This is a genomic window from Sedimenticola hydrogenitrophicus (assembly GCF_029017505.1).
Taxonomy (GTDB): Bacteria; Pseudomonadota; Gammaproteobacteria; order Chromatiales; family Chromatiaceae; genus Sedimenticola; species Sedimenticola hydrogenitrophicus_A.
Genome location: NZ_JAQGEI010000002.1, coordinates 61,625 through 81,724 on the forward strand (window position 1 = coordinate 61,625; position 20,100 = coordinate 81,724).

The 20,100-nt window shown below is 63.6% G+C and carries 18 protein-coding genes; 5 read left to right on the forward strand and 13 right to left on the reverse strand.

Annotation, left to right across the window (positions count from 1 at the left end; translation table 11 throughout):
* Window positions 1-261: 261 nt before the first annotated feature.
* On the forward strand, window positions 262-3,297 hold the full coding sequence (locus O9K64_RS01605) for a DEAD/DEAH box helicase (protein ID WP_275096323.1): 3,036 nt from the start codon (window positions 262-264) through the stop codon (window positions 3,295-3,297).
* On the opposite strand, the gene O9K64_RS01610 is transcribed toward O9K64_RS01605, so the two are convergent.
* Entirely contained in the window at window positions 3,289-4,053 is a 765-nt protein-coding gene (locus O9K64_RS01610; protein WP_275096324.1) for an RES family NAD+ phosphorylase, read from the reverse strand. The two genes, O9K64_RS01605 and O9K64_RS01610, sit on opposite strands and share 9 nt — an antisense overlap.
* Window positions 4,050-4,412: an MbcA/ParS/Xre antitoxin family protein gene (locus O9K64_RS01615; protein ID WP_275096325.1), complete on the reverse strand. Its 363-nt coding sequence runs from the start codon at window positions 4,410-4,412 to the stop codon at window positions 4,050-4,052. Before O9K64_RS01615 ends, O9K64_RS01610 begins: the two co-directional genes overlap by 4 nt.
* Window positions 4,413-4,596: 184 nt before the next feature.
* Between O9K64_RS01615 and nifJ the strand changes: the two genes are divergently transcribed.
* Both nifJ and O9K64_RS01625 read left to right on the forward strand, forming a co-directional pair.
* Window positions 4,597-8,196, forward strand: coding sequence for a pyruvate:ferredoxin (flavodoxin) oxidoreductase (gene nifJ / locus O9K64_RS01620; protein WP_275096326.1), 3,600 nt, complete (start codon window positions 4,597-4,599; stop codon window positions 8,194-8,196).
* Between the two features lie 2 nt (window positions 8,197-8,198).
* The gene (locus O9K64_RS01625) at window positions 8,199-9,203 is read left to right on the forward strand and encodes a dihydroorotate dehydrogenase-like protein (protein WP_275096328.1); all 1,005 of its coding nucleotides are present in this window, start codon (window positions 8,199-8,201) and stop codon (window positions 9,201-9,203) included.
* A gap of 100 nt (window positions 9,204-9,303) precedes the next feature.
* Here the strand turns inward: O9K64_RS01625 and O9K64_RS01630 are convergent, their stop codons facing one another.
* A complete protein-coding gene (locus O9K64_RS01630; RefSeq protein ID WP_275096329.1) occupies window positions 9,304-9,714 on the reverse strand; it encodes a hypothetical protein in 411 nt (136 codons plus the stop codon).
* Window positions 9,715-9,870: 156 nt separating this feature from the next.
* Here O9K64_RS01630 and O9K64_RS01635 point away from each other — a divergent pair, with 156 nt between their 5' ends.
* Window positions 9,871-10,209 carry a pentapeptide repeat-containing protein gene (locus tag O9K64_RS01635; RefSeq protein ID WP_275096330.1) on the forward strand — a complete coding sequence of 113 codons (339 nt, stop codon included), beginning with the start codon at window positions 9,871-9,873 and terminating at the stop codon, window positions 10,207-10,209.
* 355 nt (window positions 10,210-10,564) lie between these two features.
* Here the strand turns inward: O9K64_RS01635 and tatC are convergent, their stop codons facing one another.
* The 10 genes from tatC to typA all read right to left on the reverse strand — a co-directional run bounded on the left by tatC (window position 10,565) and on the right by typA (window position 18,844).
* Window positions 10,565-11,737 carry a twin-arginine translocase subunit TatC gene (gene tatC, locus O9K64_RS01640; RefSeq protein WP_275096331.1) on the reverse strand — a complete coding sequence of 391 codons (1,173 nt, stop codon included), beginning with the start codon at window positions 11,735-11,737 and terminating at the stop codon, window positions 10,565-10,567.
* A gap of 15 nt (window positions 11,738-11,752) precedes the next feature.
* Window positions 11,753-12,106, reverse strand: coding sequence for a Sec-independent protein translocase protein TatB (tatB, locus tag O9K64_RS01645; protein ID WP_275096332.1), 354 nt, complete (start codon window positions 12,104-12,106; stop codon window positions 11,753-11,755).
* A 41-nt stretch (window positions 12,107-12,147) separates the two neighbouring features.
* Window positions 12,148-12,396: a Sec-independent protein translocase subunit TatA gene (tatA, locus tag O9K64_RS01650; protein ID WP_275096333.1), complete on the reverse strand. Its 249-nt coding sequence runs from the start codon at window positions 12,394-12,396 to the stop codon at window positions 12,148-12,150.
* Between the two features lie 139 nt (window positions 12,397-12,535).
* Complete coding sequence (locus tag O9K64_RS01655) at window positions 12,536-12,853, reverse strand: phosphoribosyl-ATP diphosphatase (protein ID WP_275096334.1); 318 nt, start codon at window positions 12,851-12,853, stop codon at window positions 12,536-12,538.
* Window positions 12,850-13,620, reverse strand: coding sequence for an imidazole glycerol phosphate synthase subunit HisF (hisF, locus tag O9K64_RS01660; protein WP_275096335.1), 771 nt, complete (start codon window positions 13,618-13,620; stop codon window positions 12,850-12,852). The genes O9K64_RS01655 and hisF overlap by 4 nt, the downstream gene beginning before the upstream one ends.
* Window positions 13,621-13,847: 227 nt before the next feature.
* Window positions 13,848-14,585: a 1-(5-phosphoribosyl)-5-[(5-phosphoribosylamino)methylideneamino]imidazole-4-carboxamide isomerase gene (gene hisA, locus O9K64_RS01665; protein WP_275096336.1), complete on the reverse strand. Its 738-nt coding sequence runs from the start codon at window positions 14,583-14,585 to the stop codon at window positions 13,848-13,850.
* Window positions 14,586-14,626: 41 nt separating this feature from the next.
* On the reverse strand, window positions 14,627-15,268 hold the full coding sequence (hisH, locus tag O9K64_RS01670; protein WP_275096337.1) for an imidazole glycerol phosphate synthase subunit HisH: 642 nt from the start codon (window positions 15,266-15,268) through the stop codon (window positions 14,627-14,629).
* Between the two features lie 27 nt (window positions 15,269-15,295).
* Complete coding sequence (gene hisB / locus O9K64_RS01675; protein WP_275096338.1) at window positions 15,296-15,886, reverse strand: imidazoleglycerol-phosphate dehydratase HisB; 591 nt, start codon at window positions 15,884-15,886, stop codon at window positions 15,296-15,298.
* 413 nt (window positions 15,887-16,299) lie between these two features.
* Window positions 16,300-16,737 (reverse strand): D-aminoacyl-tRNA deacylase, encoded by a 438-nt coding sequence (gene dtd, locus O9K64_RS01680; RefSeq protein WP_275096339.1) that lies wholly within the window; start codon window positions 16,735-16,737, stop codon window positions 16,300-16,302.
* A gap of 286 nt (window positions 16,738-17,023) precedes the next feature.
* Window positions 17,024-18,844, reverse strand: coding sequence for a translational GTPase TypA (gene typA, locus O9K64_RS01685; protein WP_275096340.1), 1,821 nt, complete (start codon window positions 18,842-18,844; stop codon window positions 17,024-17,026).
* A gap of 510 nt (window positions 18,845-19,354) precedes the next feature.
* Between typA and O9K64_RS01690 the strand changes: the two genes are divergently transcribed.
* Window positions 19,355-20,023, forward strand: coding sequence for a TIGR04211 family SH3 domain-containing protein (locus tag O9K64_RS01690; RefSeq protein WP_275096341.1), 669 nt, complete (start codon window positions 19,355-19,357; stop codon window positions 20,021-20,023).
* Window positions 20,024-20,100 lie beyond the last annotated feature (77 nt).

Sequence of the window (20,100 nt, forward strand, 5' to 3'; positions counted from 1 at the left end):
GCGTTACGCTTTTTGCCAAGGGAACGGCCATTGCCTGCAAAGCGTGCCTTGCCAGCGTGGCCCAGTTACCCCCTCGGTACTGCGAAATTATTCTTGCGCGAGCCCTTAGGTGAACCATGCGGATCAGAATGGTATCGCACCTGATGCCGGCTACCAGCAAGCCGGTACAGCGCGAAGTGCGCGGAGAACTGATATCATTCCCCCCACGTTTCTTCCCATATAATCCCAAATACGACCCCAAAATACCACCAGAGCGCCGCCATGTCAGAGACCGCACCAGACCCCTTCCTCTTTGATGCCGAACAACTCCATGCCCTGACCGGCGCGCCACTGGTGGAACGGGGGCTGCGCTGGTTCAAGGAGAACCGCGTGACCGATCTGGCCACGGACGGCAACGCCCTGTGGGGGCAGGTGGAGGACCCGGAGTGCGAAGAACCCCTCTCCGTCGACCTGAGCTACAACGACAGCGGCAACCTGCAGGTGGAGTGTCTGTGCGAGCCGGCCGAGGACGCACCCTGCGCCCACGCGGTAGCCCTGTTGTGCGCCCATGCCGCCAACACCGATGGCACCGATCTGGCGTTCCTCAGCGCCCGCGAAGGCGCTCTGGCCGAGCGACGCAAGGCGGGCCGTTCCGAGGTGCGGGTGAGACACCTGGGGGGCGAGCCCTGGTTCGGCACCTGGCGCGCCCGTTCGGTGGACGCGGACCCACGCTTCGGCCGCAGCTACCAGGTGCATATCCGCTCGCTGCACGAGCCGACCAACTACTGCACCTGCCCCGACTTCGCGGTCAACCAACTCGGCACCTGTAAACACATCGAAGCGGCCCTGCACCGCATCAGCAAGCGCAGGGACTACCGACGGCTGGCCGACCAGACAGCACCACACCCCTATATCTACCTGGACTGGAATACCCCCGAGGCACCGCGCATCCGCCTGTTCCGCGGCGCGGTCAAGGGTAAGAAGCTGCAGGTACTGCTGGCCGCCTGGTTCGACGCCGAGGGCCTGTTCAGCGGCCGTCTGCCGGAGGACTTCTTCCGCCTGAGCGAAGCACTGGCGGGGCGCGCCGACATTGATCTCGGCGACGACGCCCAGGCGCATGCCCAACGCCTGGCCGAGCAGGCGGCCCGTCGGGTGCGGGCGGCGGAAATCCGCGAGCGCATCGCCGAGACCGGCGGCCGTCTGCCGGGGATCAGGGCCACCCTCTACCCCTACCAGATGGAGGGGGTGGCCTTCCTGGCCGCCAACGGTCGCGCCCTGCTGGCGGATGACATGGGCCTGGGCAAGACCCTACAAGCCATCGCCGCCGCCAGCTGGCTGCACCGCCACGAGGGGGTGGAACGCACCCTGGTGATCTGCCCCGCCTCCCTCAAGCACCAGTGGGCGCGGGAGATCGAGCGCTTCACCAGCCTGCCGGTGCAAATCGTGCAGGGCCCGGCGGCCCAGCGCCGGGCCCAGTACCGCAAGCTGGAGTGCTTCACCGTGCTGAACTACGAGCTGGCGCTGCGCGACCTGTCGGAAATCAACGAGATCCTCTGCCCGGACCTGCTGATCCTCGACGAGGCCCAACGGATCAAGAATTGGCGCACCAAGATCGCCACCGCGGTGAAGCGCATCCCGTCCCGCTACGCCTTCGTGCTGACAGGCACCCCGCTGGAGAACCGGCTGGAGGACCTCTACAGCCTGATGCAGGTGGTGGATCAGCGCCTGCTCGGCCCGCTGTGGCGCTACCTGGCCGACTTCCACGTCACCGACGAGCGCGGCAAGGTGCTGGGCTACCGCAACCTCAGCGAGCTGCGCCGCCGCCTGGCCCCGGCCATGCTGCGCCGCGATCGGCGCCTGGTCGCCGATCAACTGCCGGCGCGCATCGAACAGCGCCTGGACGTGGAGATGACGCCCACACAGTGGGCGCTGCACGACGACGCGGCAGCCAACGCCGGACGCCTGGCCATGATCGCCCAACGCCGTCCCCTGACCCCCAGCGAGCAGAACCGCATGATGGCCGCCATGCAGGCCGCGCGCATGGCCTGCAACGCCGCCGGCCTGGTGGACAAGGTGACCGAGGGTTCGCCCAAGATCGACGAACTGGCCCAGCTGCTGGACGAGCTCTGCCTGCAAGGCGGTCTCAAGGCGGTGGTGTTCTCCCAGTGGGAGCGCATGACCGCCATGGTGGAGGAGCGGCTGCGCGGGCTCGGCCTGGGCTGCGTGCGCCTGCACGGCGGCGTGCCGACCGCCAAGCGGGGCGATCTGACGGACCGTTTCCGCGATGACGACGCGGTGCAGGTGTTCATCTCCACCGATGCCGGCGGCTCCGGCCTGAACCTGCAGAGCGCCTCGGTGCTGGTCAACCTGGATGTGCCCTGGAACCCGGCGATACTGGACCAGCGCATCGCCCGGGTGCACCGCCTGGGACAAAAGGAAAAGGTCCAAGTGATCCTGATGGTGGCTCCCGACTCCTACGAGGAGCGGGTGATGCGGCTGGTGGCCGGAAAGCGCGACCTGTTTGACAACGTGGTGGACCCGGAGGCAACCGCGGACACGGTAGGCGTCTCCAAGCGCCTGTTGGAAGCACTGGCGGAAGAGCTGGCGGGGCAGCCCCCGCAGGCCGACAGCCAGGATTCTGAAGCACCCGTGCCCGAAACAGAGGGACCGACAACCCCCGTACCCGCGGCGCACGGAAACGGGGAAGCGTCGGAAGAGCCCCCGTTACTGGCCCACTGCATCGAGGCCCTGCAACGGGAACTGGGCCCACGCATCGAACGCATCCTCGGCATCGGCGGACGCCTGCTGGTGGTGATCGACCGGGTGGACGAAGCGGCCTCACGTCTCGCCGAGACACTGTCGCAACACATCCCCGTAGCCCTGGTGGACCCCCTCACGCTGACCGGCCTGCAACGCCTGGGCGACGCCTTCCCCTTCGCCGTGGGCCAGGTGCACTATGACGCCGCCGCCCAGCCGCAGCCGCAAGGCCCCTCCCTGCTGCGCCGCCAGGCCGAGGAGCGCCTGGAGGCCGCACGCCTGTTGCTGGAACAGGGGAGCCGAGGCCCCGCGGTGGAACTGCTGCTGTCCGCCATGCTGGCCGCCGCCGCGGACCTGGCCGGCGAGACCAGCGCGCCCACGGCCCAGCAGGCCGCGGTGTGGCTCTACGGTGAAGCACTTCCCAGGGGGTTGCTGGAAGAGGGGCAGGCCGCGATCCTGATACGGGCCCTGGCCTTGGCCCAAGCGCCGGAGCTGCCGCAATCGATGCTGGAGGCGATGTTAACGGATGCACAAACCCTTACTTCTACTTTGTTAGATTAACTCTGACCGACTTCCTGCGGGCCGGGGAAGCTTCCCGGCGATCAGGTATCTTTCGAGTGGGAAGTGGTGACCGAGGCCCATCGCCCTGTAAGTGACCATATGGGCATCGACCGAGCAGATGCCCTGCTCCACTTGGTGGACCAAGGGGTTGGCCAGCGCCTCGGGAGAGGAGAGTGCAACATTGAGCCCCTGATCCGGGTCCCTCGCGGAGATGTACTCAAACGCCAGCACACCGTCCGCGCGCATGGCCATCCCCAGCGCCTGGGTTGTCGAGTAGTCTTCCGGATGCCTCAAAATTTCGCTATGCAGCGCGAACGGCTCCAACTGAAGCTGGATGCCACAATCAGTGCGGTAGTCGAAGCCAAACTGGGTGTGCTGCGTAGTCCAGACACGCCCAGGTGCCAGATCGACGGCGTCCTGAAACAGGAAGTGCCGATAGAAAGCAAATTCCTCCATCGCGGTCTGGATGGCAAGCGCGCCGTAGAGGTAGCCGGGCTCCCGGGTTGAGCCAAAACGGCTTCCCCACTCGAGCGGGGGATAACGGAAGGGTGACTGCAGCAGGTAGTGCAGGGCCCCGCTTCCGGGACGCTTTCGGGGCTTGGAGTCATCCAGCAGGCTCTCAAGCAGATCCTGGGCATCCAGCGATGAGACGATCTCCGTGGTGGCGGCCTGTTCTTGTGTTTCTACGATCCGATAGCCACGTCCGGCAATGGGCCGCACACACTTCCGGCCGCCATCCGACCAGATATCGCTCAAACACGACCCCGCATCGCATCCAGATAGCGGGTTAGCGTCACCAGCCCGTCGATACGGTGCATCATGTCGGCCGGAACGGCCTGCAATGAACGAATAGGGGAGCGCATCCACTCCCGCAAGTGCGTTTCGTCACGGCCGATCAAGGCATACAGCGAGCGATACACCCGCACCACCATGAGGGCGATTTCGCCGCTCTTGGAGTGTGGATCAACCCCATTGCGGGTGATCGTGGTACGGCTCCGGCCGATGATGTTGCCGACTTCGTCACCGCTAAAGCCGAGCTTCCTGCCAGCGTTGATTACGGCCTCGCCGAGTACGGCGGACTCGTCTAAAGCGTCTTGTCGCCTGCTGTGGGCCATATCCGTCTCCGATTGTGTATTTGTCATTATAATAGCATTTTATGTGCAAATGAACATGGCGTGAATGGGTGCTTGTCTAACAGCGAAAAGACCGGGGTCATCGGTAACCGATGACCCCCTGGGTCTAGGCTATGCTTCCATTCAGGGACGGAGACAACGCCCCGCTCAGTAACGGGAGAAACACATGCAGCACCAGGCCACCATCGACGGCAACGAAGCCGCCGCCATCATCGCCCACCTGACCAACGAAGTCATCGCCATCTACCCCATCACCCCTGCCTCGCCCATGGGCGAGCACGCCGACGCGTGGTCGGCGCAGGGGCGCCGCAACCTGTGGGGCACGGTGCCCGGCATTATCGAGATGCAGAGCGAGGGCGGCGCCGCCGGCGCCCTGCACGGCGCCCTGCAGGGCGGGGCGCTGTGCACCAGCTTCACCGCCTCCCAGGGCCTGCTGCTGATGATCCCCAACCTGTACAAGATCGCCGCCGAACTGACACCGATGGTGCTGCACGTGGCATCGCGCTCCCTGGCGGCCCAGGCCCTCTCCATCTTTTGCGACCACGCCGACGTGATGGCGGCGCGCGGCACCGGGTTCGCCATGCTGTGCGCCAACTCGGTCCAGGAGGTCCACGACCTGGCGCTGATCGCCCAGGCGGCGACCCTGGAGGCCCGGGTACCGATCATCCATTTCTTCGACGGCTTCCGCACCTCCCACGAGGTGGCCAAGATCGAGACCATCGGCACCGAGGTGGTGCGGGAGCTGATCCGCGACGAGCTGGTGCAGGCACACCGCGCCCGCGCCCTCAACCCGGAGCGTCCGGTGCTGCGCGGCAGCTCGCAGAACCCCGATGTCTATTTCCAGGGGCGCGAGAGCGTCAACTCCTGGTACCTGAAGATGCCCGCTATCGTACAGGGGGTGATGGATCGCTTCGCGGCGCTCACCGGCCGCCAGTACCGGCTGTTCGATTATGTAGGCGCCGCTGATGCCGAACAGGTGCTGGTGCTGATGGGCTCCGGCGCCGAGACGGCGCACGAGACCGTCGACCACCTGCTGGCCCGGGGTGAAAAGGTGGGGCTGCTCAAGGTGCGTCTGTATCGCCCGTTCGATGCCGCTGCCCTGCTCGCCGCCCTGCCCGCCACGGTACGCCGCATTGCCGTGCTCGACCGCACCAAGGAGCCGGGCGCCGACGGCGAACCGCTGTACAAGGACGTGCTCGGCGCGGTCGCCTATGCCTTCGCCGCCGGAGAGTCGCCCCTCGGTCAACTGCCGCTGGTGATCGGCGGACGCTACGGCCTCTCCTCCAAGGAGTTCACCCCGGGCATGGTCAAGGCGGTGTTCGACGAGCTGGACCGGGAGCGGCCGAAAAACGGATTCACCATCGGCATCCACGACGATGTCACCCACACCAGCCTGGATTGGGATGCCGGCTTTCGTAGCGATGCGGCAGGGGAGGTCAACTGCGCCCTGTTCTACGGTCTCGGCTCCGACGGCACCGTCAGCGCCAACAAGAACAGCATCCGGATCATCGGCGAGACCACCGACCTGCAGGCCCAGGGCTATTTCGAATACGATTCCAGGAAGGCCGGTGCCGTCACCATCTCCCATCTGCGCTTTGGTAAGCAACCGATCCGCTCCAGCTACCTGATCGGCGACGACCAGGCCCAGTTCATCGGCTGCCACCAGACCATATTCCTGGAACGCTACGACCTGCTGGACAAGGCCGCAGCGGGCGCGGTGTTCCTGCTCAACACCACCGCCACGCCGGAAACGGCCTGGGACACCCTGCCGCGACGCATGCAGCAGCAGATCATCGACAAGCAGCTGCGTTTCTTCGTCATCGATGCCTACCGGGTGGCGCAGGAGAGCGGGATGCAGCGGCGCATCAACACCATCATGCAGACCTGCCACTTCGCCATCTCCGGGCTGTTACCGCGCGATCAGTCAATCCAGGCCATCAAGGACGCGGTGGAGAAGAGCTACGGCGGCAAGGGCGACCGGATCGTGGAACTCAACTTCCGTGCCATCGACGACGCCCTGGCCAACCTGCATGAGGTCAATATCCCGGACCGGGTAACCTCGACTTTCGAGCGTCCGCCGGCGGTGGCGGCCAACGCCCCGCCCTTCGTGCAGCAGGTGACCGCGCGCCTGATCGCCGGACAGGGCGACCGGCTGCCGGTCAGCGCCATGCCCGCCGACGGCACCTGGCCCACCGCCACCACGCGCTGGGAGAAACGCAACATCGCCCTGGAGATCCCGGTCTGGGACGAGAACCTCTGCATCGCCTGCGGCAAGTGCCCCTTCGTCTGCCCGCACACGGCGATCCGCAGCAAGCTGTTCGATCCCGCCCGGGTCAGCGACCTGCCGCCCACCTTCCGGCACATGCCGGTCAAGGGCAAGGAGTTCCCCGAGGGTGCGCATATCGTCTACCAGGTAGCAGCGGAGGACTGCACCGGCTGCGGCCTGTGCGTGGACATCTGCCCGGCCAAGGACAAGGAGAACCCGGGCCGGCGCGCCCTCAACATGGCGCCCCAGCCGCCGCTGCGCGAACAGGAGCGGGTCAATTTCGAGTACTTCCTCGCCCTGCCCGAATTCGACCGGCGCGAGGTGCGCAACACGGTGATGAAAAGCGCCATGCTGCTGCAGCCGCTGTTCGAGTTCTCCAGTGCCTGCCCCGGTTGCGGCGAAACGCCCTATCTGCGCCTCGCCTCGCAGCTGTTCGGCGACCGCATGCTGGTGGCCAACGCCACCGGCTGCTCCTCCATCTACGGCGGCAATCTGCCCACGACGCCCTGGGCGCAGGACAGCCAGGGCCGCGGACCGGCCTGGAACAACTCACTGTTCGAGGACAATGCCGAGTTCGGCCTCGGCATGCGCATCGCCGTCGACAAGCAGCGGGAGCAGGCCATCGAACTGCTCGACCGGCTCGCATCCCATGTCGACGCGGCGCTGTTGCGGGGGTTGCTCGACGCCGGGCAGGGGGACGAGGCCGGCATCCACGAACAGCGCGAACGCGTCGCCAGGCTGCGTGAAGCGCTGCAACCGCTGGACCTCCCCGAAGCCCGCCAGCTGGAGAGCCTGGCCGACAGTCTGGTGAAGCGCAGCGTCTGGATCGTCGGCGGCGACGGCTGGGCCTATGACATCGGCTTCGGCGGTCTCGACCATGTGCTCTCCTGCGGCCGCGATGTCAACATCCTGGTGCTGGACACCGAGGTTTACTCCAACACCGGCGGCCAGACCTCGAAGGCGACACCGCGCGGGGCGGTGGCCAAATTCTCCGCCGGCGGCAAGCCGACGGCGAAAAAGGACCTGGCGATGATCGCCATGGCCTACGGTGACGTCTACGTGGCGCAGGTGGCCTACGGCGCCAAGGATGTGCAGACCCTCAAGGCCTTCATGGAGGCCGAGTCCTGGCCCGGGGTCTCCCTGATCATCGCCTACAGCCCCTGCACCGCCTGGGGCACCGACATGGCGAACAATCACGCCATGCAGGACCGCGCCGTGCGCAGCGGTCACTGGCCGCTGTTCCGCTATGACCCGCGCCGCGCCGCAAGCCAGGAAAACCCGTTGCAGCTGGACTCCAGGGAGCCGTCGATCGCCTACCGTGATTTTGTCAGCCAGGAGACCCGCTTCAGCATGCTGTGGCGCAGCGATCCGGAGGCCGCCGAGCGCTACCTTGGCGTGGCCCAGCAACACGCCCTCGACAACTACCGCCATTACCGCCAGCTGGCGGACCTGAGCTACGCCACCCCGGGCGCGGAGAAGCCCGGCCAGGCGAAGGAGTGATCATGGACCTGCGTACCACCTATCTCGGCCTGACCCTGAAAAACCCACTGGTGCCGTCCGCCTCGCCGCTCTCCCGCAGCCTTGACACGGCGAAACAACTGGAGGACGCGGGGGCCGCCGCCCTGGTGATGTACTCGCTGTTCGAGGAGGAGCTGCAGCATGATCAGGAGGTGATGGACGACTACCTGCACAACCAGGCCCTGGGCCATGCCGAAGCGACCAGCTTTCTACCGCTGCACGACAGCATGCGCTCCCGGCAAGCGTCTTATCTGGAGCAGTTACAACGCCTGAAACAGGCGCTGGAGATCCCCGTCATCGCCAGTCTCAACGGCGTCACCCCGGGCGGCTGGGTGGAGCATGGCAAGGCGTTGCAGCAGGCTGGGGCCGACGCGTTGGAGCTGAACGTCTATTACATTGCCGGCGACATGACGGTGAGCGGCGCCGAGGTGGAGCGCCGCTATATCGACCTGCTCCATGAACTGCGTCAGCACGTCAGCCTGCCCATTGCCATGAAGCTGTCGCCCCAGTTCAGCTCCATTGCCAACCTGGTCGGCCACCTGGAGCGGGTCGGGGCCGCCGGCGTCAGCCTGTTCAACCGCTTCTACCAGCCGGATATCGATATCGACAGCCTGCGGGTGATGCCGCAACTGCGCCTCTCCAGCCCGGCGGAATCCCTGCTGGCGATGCGCTGGATCGCCATGCTCCACGGCCGGGTGAAACTGAGCCTGGCCGCCACCGGCGGCATCCACGACCATACGGGCGCACTGAAGATGCTCCTTGCCGGGGCCGACGTGGTCCACCTGTGCAGCACCCTGCTGCTGCACGGACCGCAGCGATTGACACAGATACTGCGGGATATGGAGGCGTGGCTGGAAGAGAGCCCCTACGAATCCGTGGAGCAGCTCAAGGGCGTGCTCAGCCAACGCCATGCCGGCGACGCCTCGGCCTATGCCCGGGCCAATTACCTGCAGCTACTGAATAGCTACCTGCCCGGCATGGATACCTGACATGCGAGTCCTATTTTTGGCGGTGTGGGTGGAACCGGATTGAAGCGGGGAATTTTCGAGGGCGGCGGGTCAGGGGTCTGTCGGCTTGACCAACAGGCTCCTAGGAGGTGCCATACTCGCGGCGGAACTGGTCCTGGGCATCGACCTTGGGATTGACCGAACTCACCTTGTTGATCTCGAGGTTGTCGCGGCGCTTGTCATGTTCCGGGCGAAATCCCTCGACCTGGCGTTTACGCTCCATGAACTCTCGGGCGAACAACAGCTTTCCATGCAGCCGCTGCTCCTTGAAATGGGCGATCAGCCAGGCCCCCGCCGCATCCGGGTAGACGGAGACCAGCCCGTGGTACTCCACCACCCCGCGGTCATCGCGAAAGCGCAGCAGCTCACAACTGCCGATGGTGGGCCGCCGGGTGAACGGAAAATGGAACTTCTGTTCCAACAGCCGCTCAATCAGCCGCCGCAGTTCACGGCTGCTGGTCACCGGCGGTACCCGGGGGATGAATATCTTCATGAAGCCATTTCCCTTTAGTATTTTGAAGCATATTAAACACAATGAATACGGTTCGCAATGACTAAACTCTCTACTATAATGTTCTGCGACACAAGCCTACCCCTATTTCGTGTGGCGTCGGCGCTTCTCAACAGCAACCACAGAACGATAAACAGTATGACCACACCCACCATCAAAGACGACCCGCTCTACCAGATGCTCCGCGAGGGTCACGTCGAGCAGTTCAATCAGCACCGCCAGTCCGGGACCCCCTGCGACCTGAGGAGGGCGGATCTGCGCGCCCTGGACCTGCGCAAGCTGGAGGTAAAGCATCTCGACCTGGGGGACTGCTACCTGCGCCAGGCGGATCTGCGCGGCCTGGACCTCTCCGAGACCAACCTCGACGGGGCCAGCATCAGCGGCGCCAAGATTTCCGGCACCCTGTTTCCCAGCCAGCTGTCGGCCGAGGAGATCACCCTCTCCCTGGTGCACGGCACACGCATGCGCTACCGCTGAGCACTGCGGTGCCTCACCGGCAGCCCCCGGCATTCTACTCTGGACATCGTAGCTTGTAGCCTGGATGGAGCCCACTTCATGGGAGCTTAACGGGCGCACAGCCCCGGACGGGCGAAATCCGGGATGGTGTCGGTCGAAGTTTGTTCCCCGGATTCCGCCACTGCTGGCGCATACGGATCCCCTGTTTGGGGGGTTAGCGGCTCCATCCAGGCTACGGTGCTGAGCAGTGTTTTGTCGGTGACCTAGATGTGGTGCGTGAAACCAACCGCATCGGACACGGTTGATGCACATGGTATGTTCAGGCAGGGTTACGCCCTATGTCGATTGATTCTGAACGGGCGTGCGCGGTGGGCGCTCAATAATCCTCGTCCAGCTGATTGAGGATGTTGCGGGCCACCTTGGCTTGTTCGGGGCCGGCCTCACCCAGGATCTCGTACAGCAGTCCCCGGGCCTTGACCTCCTCGTTCTGATCGCGCAGCTCCTGGACCCGCCGCAGCTTCTCCTCGATCACCTCGTCATACATCCCGGCATCGTCGGACTCGCCCAGGTCACCCGCCTCTTCCTCGGCCTCGATGGCGTTCAGTTCGGCCTCCAGCTCGGCCTCGGTCAGCGGCTTGAAGCGCTCCGGGTCCAGCGTCGTGTCATCCACCTCAAAGGCGGGGTCGGTGACAAACGCCGGCGCGCCCGCCGTTGGCCCCGGCTGCTTCGGCGCCGCGTCGGTAGCGCCATCCGGCTGACCATCGGTGTCTGCATCATCCTGCGCTTCGGCCTCGCGTTCACGCCGCTCCTTCTCGCGCAAGACCATGCGCGAGAAGAAGACGCCGATCTCGAACAGTATCCACATCGGCAAGGCCAGCAGGGTCTGGGAGATCACGTCGGGCGGGGTCAGCAGCATACCGGCAGCGAAGGCGCCGACGATGATGTAGGGCCGCTTCTCGGTCAGGCTATCCGGTGTGGTCATGCCCATGGCGACCAGGATGATGGTGGCGATCGGCACCTCGAAGGCGATGCCGAAGGCGAAAAACAGGCTGAGGACGAAATCGAGATATTTGGCGATGTCGGTCGCCATCACCACGCCCTCGGGGGTGGTGCTGGCCATGAAGGCGAACACCAGCGGGAAGACAACGAAATAGGCGAACAGCACCCCGACGTAGAACAGCAGCGCGCTGGAGGCCACCAGCGGTATCATCAGCCGCTTCTCGTGCTTGTACAGCCCCGGCGCGATAAAGGCCCAGAGCTGGTAGAGAATGAACGGCATGCCGATAAAGATCGACGACATCAGGGTCAGCTTGAACGGGGTCAGGAAGGGCGAGGCCACCTCGGTGGCGATCATCGACGAGCCTGCCGGCAGATGGGCCATCAGCGGCCCGGCCACCATCTGGTAGATGTCATTGCTGAAGTAGAACAGGGAGGCGAAGATGACACCCACGACGATCACCGCCCGCAACAGCCGATCACGCAGCTCCAGCAGATGGGTTACAAAGGGTTGTTCTGTCAGGGCGTCCACCCCGTCATTCTCTGTGGTCATGGGGTTTCGTTGCGGCTATTTCGGGGTATCATCGGAGCGGTCCTGCGAAGGTTCCCCGGTAGTGGGCTGCTGTTCCAGCTCGCGGACCGACTTGTTGGCTTCCTGGGTAAAATCGCGCAGGGTTTCACTGGTCTCTTCGACGATCTCTTCCAGGGGGTTGAGCTGTTTTTTCTGCTCTTCGAGGATCTCTTTCAACTCCTCCGCCTTCATCTCCTTGTCGATCTCGTTTTTCACCTGCTGCAGCATCTTGCGGCCCTTGCCCAGCCACTTGCCGGCGGTATAGGCCAGTTTCGGAAGACGCTCCGGTCCGACTACCAGCAGCGCCACCAGGGCGATGATTGCCAACTCCCAGAAGCCGATATCAAACATAGTTCAAACAACCTGGCATGCAGTCAACACGGGCCGGCAGATCAGGATTTCTTGGAGCTGGAGGGCTCTTCCTTGTTGGTCACCTCACCTTCAATAATCTTCTCTTCATCGGCCTGTTCCAGACGGGCGCTGTCGTCACCCTTCTTTTCGTCCTTCATGGCACCCTTGAAGCCCTTCACCGCGTTACCCAGATCAGAACCGATGTTCTTGAGCCGTTTGGTTCCAAACAGCAGCAGCACAATTACCAGAACGATCAACAACTGCCAGATACTGATTCCGCCAAAACCCATACTCTTCTCCACTCGAAACAACGGCCCTTAAACTCAAAAGGCCTACGAAACAATCGCCTCACCGGCGGAAGGGGATCCGCCATAAGAGTTCGATAATAACTGAAAATAACCCGGGACGCAGGGTTTTTAACAGCCCCGGTTACTTCCCACGCCGGGCCTTCTCCTCCAGACCGGAGAGGCCGAAACGGCGATCCAGTTCATCCAGCACGTCCTGGGGTTTCAACCCCTGGTGAGCCAGCAGGACCAGGCTGTGAAACCACAGATCGGCAATCTCGTAGACCAGCTTTTCCCGTTCCCCGTCCTTGGCGGCCATCACCGTTTCGGTGGCCTCTTCGCCGATTTTTTTCAGGATGGCGTCCAGCCCCTTGTCGTAAAGCCGGGCCACATAGGAGGAATCGGGATCGGCCCCCTTGCGCGCCTCCAGCACCTCGGCCAGGCGTGCCAGCAGATCGCTCACAGCCGCACCTCCACGCCCTGCGCGGCCATGAACCGCTTGGCCTCCTCGATGCTGTATTCAGCGAAGTGGAAGATGCTGGCGGCCAGCACCGCGTCGGCGCCGCCCTGCACCACGCCGTCCACCAGGTGCTGCAGATTGCCCACCCCGCCGGAGGCGATCACCGGCACCGTCACCGCGTCGCTGATGGCCCGGGTCAGTTCCAGGTCGAAACCGATCTTGGTGCCGTCCCGGTCCATGCTGGTGAGCAGGATCTCGCCGGCACCGTACTCCACCATCTTGCGCGCCCACTCGATGGCGTCCAGCCCGGTCGGCTTGCGCCCGCCGTGGGTGAAGATCTCCCACTTGGCCGGCTCGCCCTCACCACTGGTCCGTTTCGCGTCGATCGCCACCACGATGCACTGGGAGCCGAAGCGGCTGGTGGCCTCGCGGACGAACTCGGGATTGAACACCGCCGCGGTGTTGATCGCCACCTTGTCGGCACCGGCATTGAGCATGCGCCGCACATCCTCGCTGGTGCGGATGCCGCCGCCCACGGTGAGCGGGATGAACACCTCGCCGGCCACCTGTTCCACCACGTGCACGATGGTCTCCCGGTCATCCGAGCTGGCGGTGATATCCAGGAAGGTGATCTCGTCGGCCCCCTCGCTGTTGTAGCGCCGCGCCACCTCCACCGGATCGCCGGCGTCGCGGATATCGACAAACTTGACGCCCTTGACGACGCGTCCGGCGTCCACATCCAGGCAGGGTATGATTCTCTTGGCCAGCATGGTTTCTGATCTCTGGTTGGAATGGCACTAAGTTAAGGCAGGAGTCCATTTTTTCGTCATTCCGGCGCAGGCCGGAGGAGTGGTGCAGGGATGCACCGTTTACGGACCTAAGGATGGAATCCATAAACTCACCGCGGATGCGGATTCTGGATCCCGGCCTGCGCCGGGATGACGGGGCTCGGGGCTTAACTTAGTGCCATTCATCTCTGGTTGGGGTCCCGCGGAATTCAGCCGCTCAGGCGATCGGCCAGGGCCTGGCCCGCGGCAAAGTCCAGGGTGCCCTCATAGATGGCGCGGCCGGTGATGGCGCCCATGATGTTGTCGGTGTCCGCCTTGCAGAGCGCTTCGATATCGCCGATATCGGTGATGCCGCCGGAGGCCACGATGGGGATGCTGACCGCATTGGCCAGTGCGGCGGTGGCCTGTACATTGGGTCCGCTGAGCATACCGTCGCGGCCGATGTCGGTGTAGACGATGGCGGAGACGCCGTCCTGCTCGAAGCGGCGCGACAGTTCGGTCACCTCCTGGTCGGTCACGGTGGCCCAGCCGTCGATCGCCACCATCCCCTCCTTGGCGTCCAGGCCGACGATCACATGGCCCGGAAAGGCGGAGCAGGCGCGGCCGACAAAGGCCGGCTCCTTGACCGCCTGGGTGCCGATAATGACAAAGTTCACGCCGGCATCCAGGTAGGCCTGGATGGTGCGCTCGTCGCGGATGCCGCCGCCCACCTGGATCGGCAGCTCGGGATAGGCGGCAGCGATCGCCCGGATCACCCCGCCGTTGACCGGCTCGCCGGCGAAGGCGCCGTTCAGGTCCACCAGATGCAGGCGGCGGGCGCCCGCCTCGACCCAGCGCCCGGCCACCTCGACCGGATCGTCGGAGAAGATGGTCTCATCCTCCATGCGGCCCTGGCGCAGCCGCACGCAGCGGCCATCCTTCAGATCAATTGCGGGTATCAGTAACACGTTCGGTACCTATATAAAGTCAATGGCAGGTTCGGGTGCCGTCAGGGCTGCCAGTTTACGAAGTTACGCAGCAGCCGCAGGCCGGCATCAGCGCTCTTCTCCGGGTGGAACTGAGTGGCGAACAGGTTGTCCCGGGCGATCACGCTGGTGAACCGTATGCCGTAGTCGGTGGTGCCCGCCACCAGTTCCGGCTGTTCCGGATCGACATAATAGCTGTGCACGAAATAGAACCGGGTCTGGTCCTCGATCCCCTCCCACAGCGGGTGGGGACGGGTCTGGCTGACCCGGTTCCAGCCCATCTGGGGGATCTTCAGGCGCACCCCCTGGGCGTCCCGGGACTCGGAAAAGTGTCTCACCTGGCCGGGAAACAGCCCCATCAGTTGGGTGCCCTGGTTCTCCTCGCTGAAGCTCATCAGTACCTGCATGCCCATACAGATACCGAGAAACGGCTTGCTGCTGGCGGCCTCCAGCACGGCCCGGTTGAGGTGGTGGTTGGAGATCGCGGCCATGCAGTCGCGGGCCGCGCCCTGCCCCGGAAACACCACCCGGTCGGCCTGCAGGATCAGCTCGGGATCATCGGTCACATGGATCCGGTCATCCGCCGCCGCCACATGCTCGATCGCCTTGGAGACCGAGCGCAGGTTGCCCATGCCATAATCAATGACTGCGATGGTTTTCGACATAGCTTCAGACTGCCAGCGTGTAGAGGATTAAAGGCTGCCCTTGGTGGAGGGGATCACCCCCGCCATCCGCGGATCGGCTTCCAGGGCCATGCGCAATGCCCGGCCAAACGCCTTGAACACGGTCTCGGCGATGTGGTGGCTGTTGCGGCCGCGCAGATTGTCCACGTGCAGGGTCACCCCGGCGTGATTGACGAAGCCCTGGAAGAACTCGTAGAACAGGTCGGTATCGAAGGCACCGATCATGGCGCGCGGAAAGGCCACGTCGAACTCCAGACCGGGGCGGCCGGAGAAATCGAGCACTACCCGGCTCAGCGCCTCGTCCAACGGCACATAGGCGTGACCGTAGCGGCGGATCCCCTTCTTGTCACCGACCGCCTGGGCCACCGCCTGACCGATGGTAATACCGATATCCTCGGCCGAGTGGTGTCCATCGATGTGCAGATCACCCTGGGCACTGACCTCAAGATCGATCAGGCCGTGCCGCGCCACCTGGTCCAGCATGTGTTCGAGGAATGGCATGCCGGTTTCCAGGCTCGATGCGCCCGTGCCGTCCAGGTTCAGCTTGACCCGGATGCGGGTCTCCAGGGTATTGCGTTCGATCTCAGCTTGACGCTGCATGGGTCGACTCCAGCGGGTTCAAATCGCGTCCGTGGTTGGATTTGCGCTGCCGGTTCCGACTACTCCGGACCCGGCAGGGGACCGCATCACCACGGTCAATAGCGCATTCTATGGGAAATGCCTGATTTGTCCAAGGATGGACTTATGCCGCGAAGGCCAGGGATGGAGTAGGGGCAACCCCCCGTGGTTGCCCGCGCTCTCCGGGCATCTGCGATTCGGGCAGGCACGGGGGCCTGCCCCTACGACGACAATCAGGAGAGCCGGGAGCGGCAATATTTGAGATCCGGCCCACACCAACCACAGCATGTAGGGTGCCGGTGAGCTTGCGAACCGCACCAACCGCACTCAGATCGATGCGGTTCGCACCGCTCACCACATCCTACGGCATCGATGGTGAGCAGCACAGCCCAATCTCACACCTGCAGCCAGAAGGTGACCGGGCCGTCGTTGGTCAGGCTCACCTGCATGTCGGCACCAAATTGACCACAGCCGACCGGCGCATAGCTGGCCGCCGCCTGGCCGCACAGATAGTCGAACAGGCGCGCCCCGCTTTCCGGATCGGCGGCAGTGGAGAAACCGGGACGGGTCCCCTTACGGGTGTCGGCCGCCAGGGTGAACTGGGGCACCAGCAACAGTCCGCCGCCGATCTCCCGCAGGCTCCGGTTCATACGCCCCTCGGCATCGGGAAACACCCGGTAACCAAGCAGCCGCTCCAGCAGCCGGTCCGCCTGTCGCTCGCCGTCCTCGGGCTCGACCCCCACCAGCACCAACAGGCCACGATCTATCTGCGCGACACGCCGGCCGGCAATTGCCACATGGGCCGTTGAGACTCGTTGTAACAGACCGATCACGTCCACTCCCCGTCATATCCCGCCGCTCCGCAGGCCTTGCCGTAACGCCGATGACACACAAACTACCCGTGCTTCAGATTTATCCTACACGGGCCGGGGATTCAGCGCACAACAAAACCCCGGCTACGGTGGCAACCTATAGCTGTCGCCAAAACAACGGACTGCCAACGGATCGGCAACACACATCACGGATGATTCCACGGACTGGAACCCTTTGCCAACCAAGCCCGGCGACATGCCCCGACAGCAGGGAAGGCTGCCGGGGTTTTTTATTGCCCGCGCAATCTCAGTCCGAACTGGTCACCCGTGAGGCCCGCTTCCGCTCATGCTCCTTCAGATGACGTTTGCGGATGCGGATCGCGCTCGGCGTCACCTCCACCAGCTCATCATCCTCAATAAACTCCAGCGCCTGCTCTAGGGAGAAGCGGACCGGCGGGGTAAGAATGATGTTCTCATCGCTGCCGGCGGCGCGGATATTGGTCAGCTGCTTGCCCTTCAGCGGGTTCACCGTCAGGTCATTGGCCCGCGAGTGGATACCGATCACCTGCCCCTCGTAGACCGCCATACCATGCTCGATGAACAGGCGTCCCCGCTCCTGCAGATTGAACAGGGCATAGCCCAGCGCCTTGCCGGTGGAGTTGGCGATCAGCACGCCGTTGTTGCGCGGCGCAATGCCGCCGTGCTGGGCCGGACCGTAATGGTCAAATACATGGTAGATCAGCCCGGAACCGGAGGTGAGGGTCATGAATTCGGTCTGGAAACCGATCAGGCCACGCGACGGGATGATGTAATCCAGGCGCACCCGCCCCTTGCCGTCCGGCACCATATCCTGCAGATCGCCCTTGCGGCTACCGAGGGCCTCCATGATACCGCCCTGGTCGTCTTCTTCGACATCCACGGTGAGCTGTTCGTAGGGCTCGCACACTTCACCGTCCACCTCGCGGAAGATCACCTCTGGGCGCGAGACGGCCAGCTCGTAGCCCTCGCGGCGCATGGTCTCCAGCAGGATCGAGAGGTGCAGTTCGCCACGCCCGGAGACGCGGAATTTTTCCGGATCGGTGCCCTCTTCCACCCGCAGCGCCACGTTGTGGATCAGCTCCCTCTCCAGCCGCTCCTTCAACTGCCGGGAGGTCAGGTACTTGCCCTCCTTGCCGGCGAACGGCGAGGTGTTGACCTGGAAGGTCATGCTCACCGTCGGTTCGTCCACGGTCAGTGGGGACATGATCTGTGGATGCTCGGGATCACACAGGGTATCGGAAACATTGGGCGCGGCGATACCCGACAGGGCGATGATATCGCCGGCCGAGGCGCTCTCCACCTCCACCCGATCCAGGCCCAGGAAACCGAATACCTTGCCGATCTTCTCCCGGCGCTGGTCGCCGTCCCGGGTAATGAGGGTGATCGGCATGTTGCGCCGTACCGTGCCGCGGGTGATGCGGCCCACCGCGATGGCCCCCACATAGCTGTTGTAGGCCAGGGTCGAGACCTGCATCTGGAACGGGCTGTCAGGGTCCACGTCCGGGGCCCTGCAGTTTTTGACGATGGCCTCGAACAGCGGGGTCATATCCCCTTCACGCGCGTCACTGCTTTCACTGGCATAGCCATTGATGGCGGAGGCGTAGATAATGGGGAAGTCGAGCTGCTCGTCGGTGGCACCGAGGCGGTCGAACAGCTCGAAGGTCTGATCGATCACCCAGTCAGGACGCGCCCCTTCACGGTCGATCTTGTTCACCACCACGATCGGTTTCAGGCCGTGCTGGAACGCCTTCTGGGTGACGAAGCGGGTCTGGGGCATCGGCCCCTCCACCGCATCCACCAGCAGCAGCACCGAGTCCACCATGGAGAGCACCCGCTCCACCTCGCCACCGAAATCGGCGTGGCCCGGGGTGTCGACGATGTTGATCCGGTAGTCATTCCAAGTGATCGAGGTGTTCTTGGAGAGGATGGTGATGCCCCGCTCCTTCTCCAGATCATTGGAGTCCATCAGCCGTTCCAGTGGTCCGAAGCGATCGCCGAGGGTGCCGGACTGCTGCAGCAGCTTGTCGACCAGGGTGGTTTTGCCATGATCGACGTGGGCGATGATGGCGATATTACGTAACTGTTTCATGTGCGGGACCGCGAACCAAGGTAGATTAAAGGCGGCGCATTATATACAACTTCAGGATGGCTGGCTCATCTATCCTCTGTATGAGGTCATATTTCTGGGCTTCACGCGCAGAGTCAGTAGGTTAGGTACACTTCATAAGGAACAGCATGCAACAAAAGTGACATCCGCCTGTCACAGAAGCTGTTTGCCGGTTACTCACAGAACCTGTGGATAACTTTGTGGACAAATTCTGGGTAACCGGCGCGAGGCCGCAACAACAGTGTATTTGGGTTAAATTGATAATTTTTCATACAGTTATTTATTTTCTTTATAATCAATGCGTTACAAATAAAGCAGAAAATACGGCAGGGCTGTTGACAGCATATTCCAACTGCGTTAGGGAGAGACAAATCGATGTGCATAACAGGCGCCGGCAGGCCCGGACAACGAGGGATTTGTGATCTCCGGCTTGGACAGGCGGCAGCCTATCTGAAAGAATGCGCGAAAATTTCCACCCACACAGAGGCGAGCGTGAAAAGATACCTGATCCCCCTGGTACTGCTGACGGCGATGTCCGGTCTGCATGCCGAGTCCCGTTACGTCACCGACCAGTTCAAGATCACCCTGCGTTCCGGAGAGAGCACATCACACAAGATTATCAGCATGCTCCCCAGCGGTGATCAGGTCGAAATAATCAACTCCAACAGCGAAAACGGCTACTCCCAGGTAAGGACCCGTGATGGCACCACCGGCTATGTCCTCACCCGGCAGCTGATGGCGACCCCGAGCGCCCGGGACCGCCTGGTGTCGGCGGAAGCCAAATTGGCCGAGCTGCAGGAGGCACCGGAACTGCTGAGCGCCAAGCTGAGCAAGCTGCAGGACGAATACCAGACCCTCACCGGCCAGCGCGACCAGCTGCAGCAGCAGAAACAGGCCCTGGATGACGAGCTGCAGTCGATCAAGCGTACCGCCGCCAACGCGGTGCGCATCGCCGACGAGCGCAACGAGCTGCGCAAACAGGTCGCCACCCTGACCCGGGAAGCCGAGGAGCTGAAGCAGACCAATCGCGAGCTGGGTAACGACAGCGCCCAGCGCTGGTTCCTGATCGGCGGCGGCGTGGTGGTCGGCGGCATCATCCTGGGACTGATCCTGCCGAGTCTGCGGGTACGCAGGCGCAAGAGCTCCTGGGGATCGCTCTAAGGTACGGTATTCAAGAATCAGGTGTCGGAGTCAGGTCGCCCAAGTTTTCAAAAAGGACAACAGCACACTACGGCCTG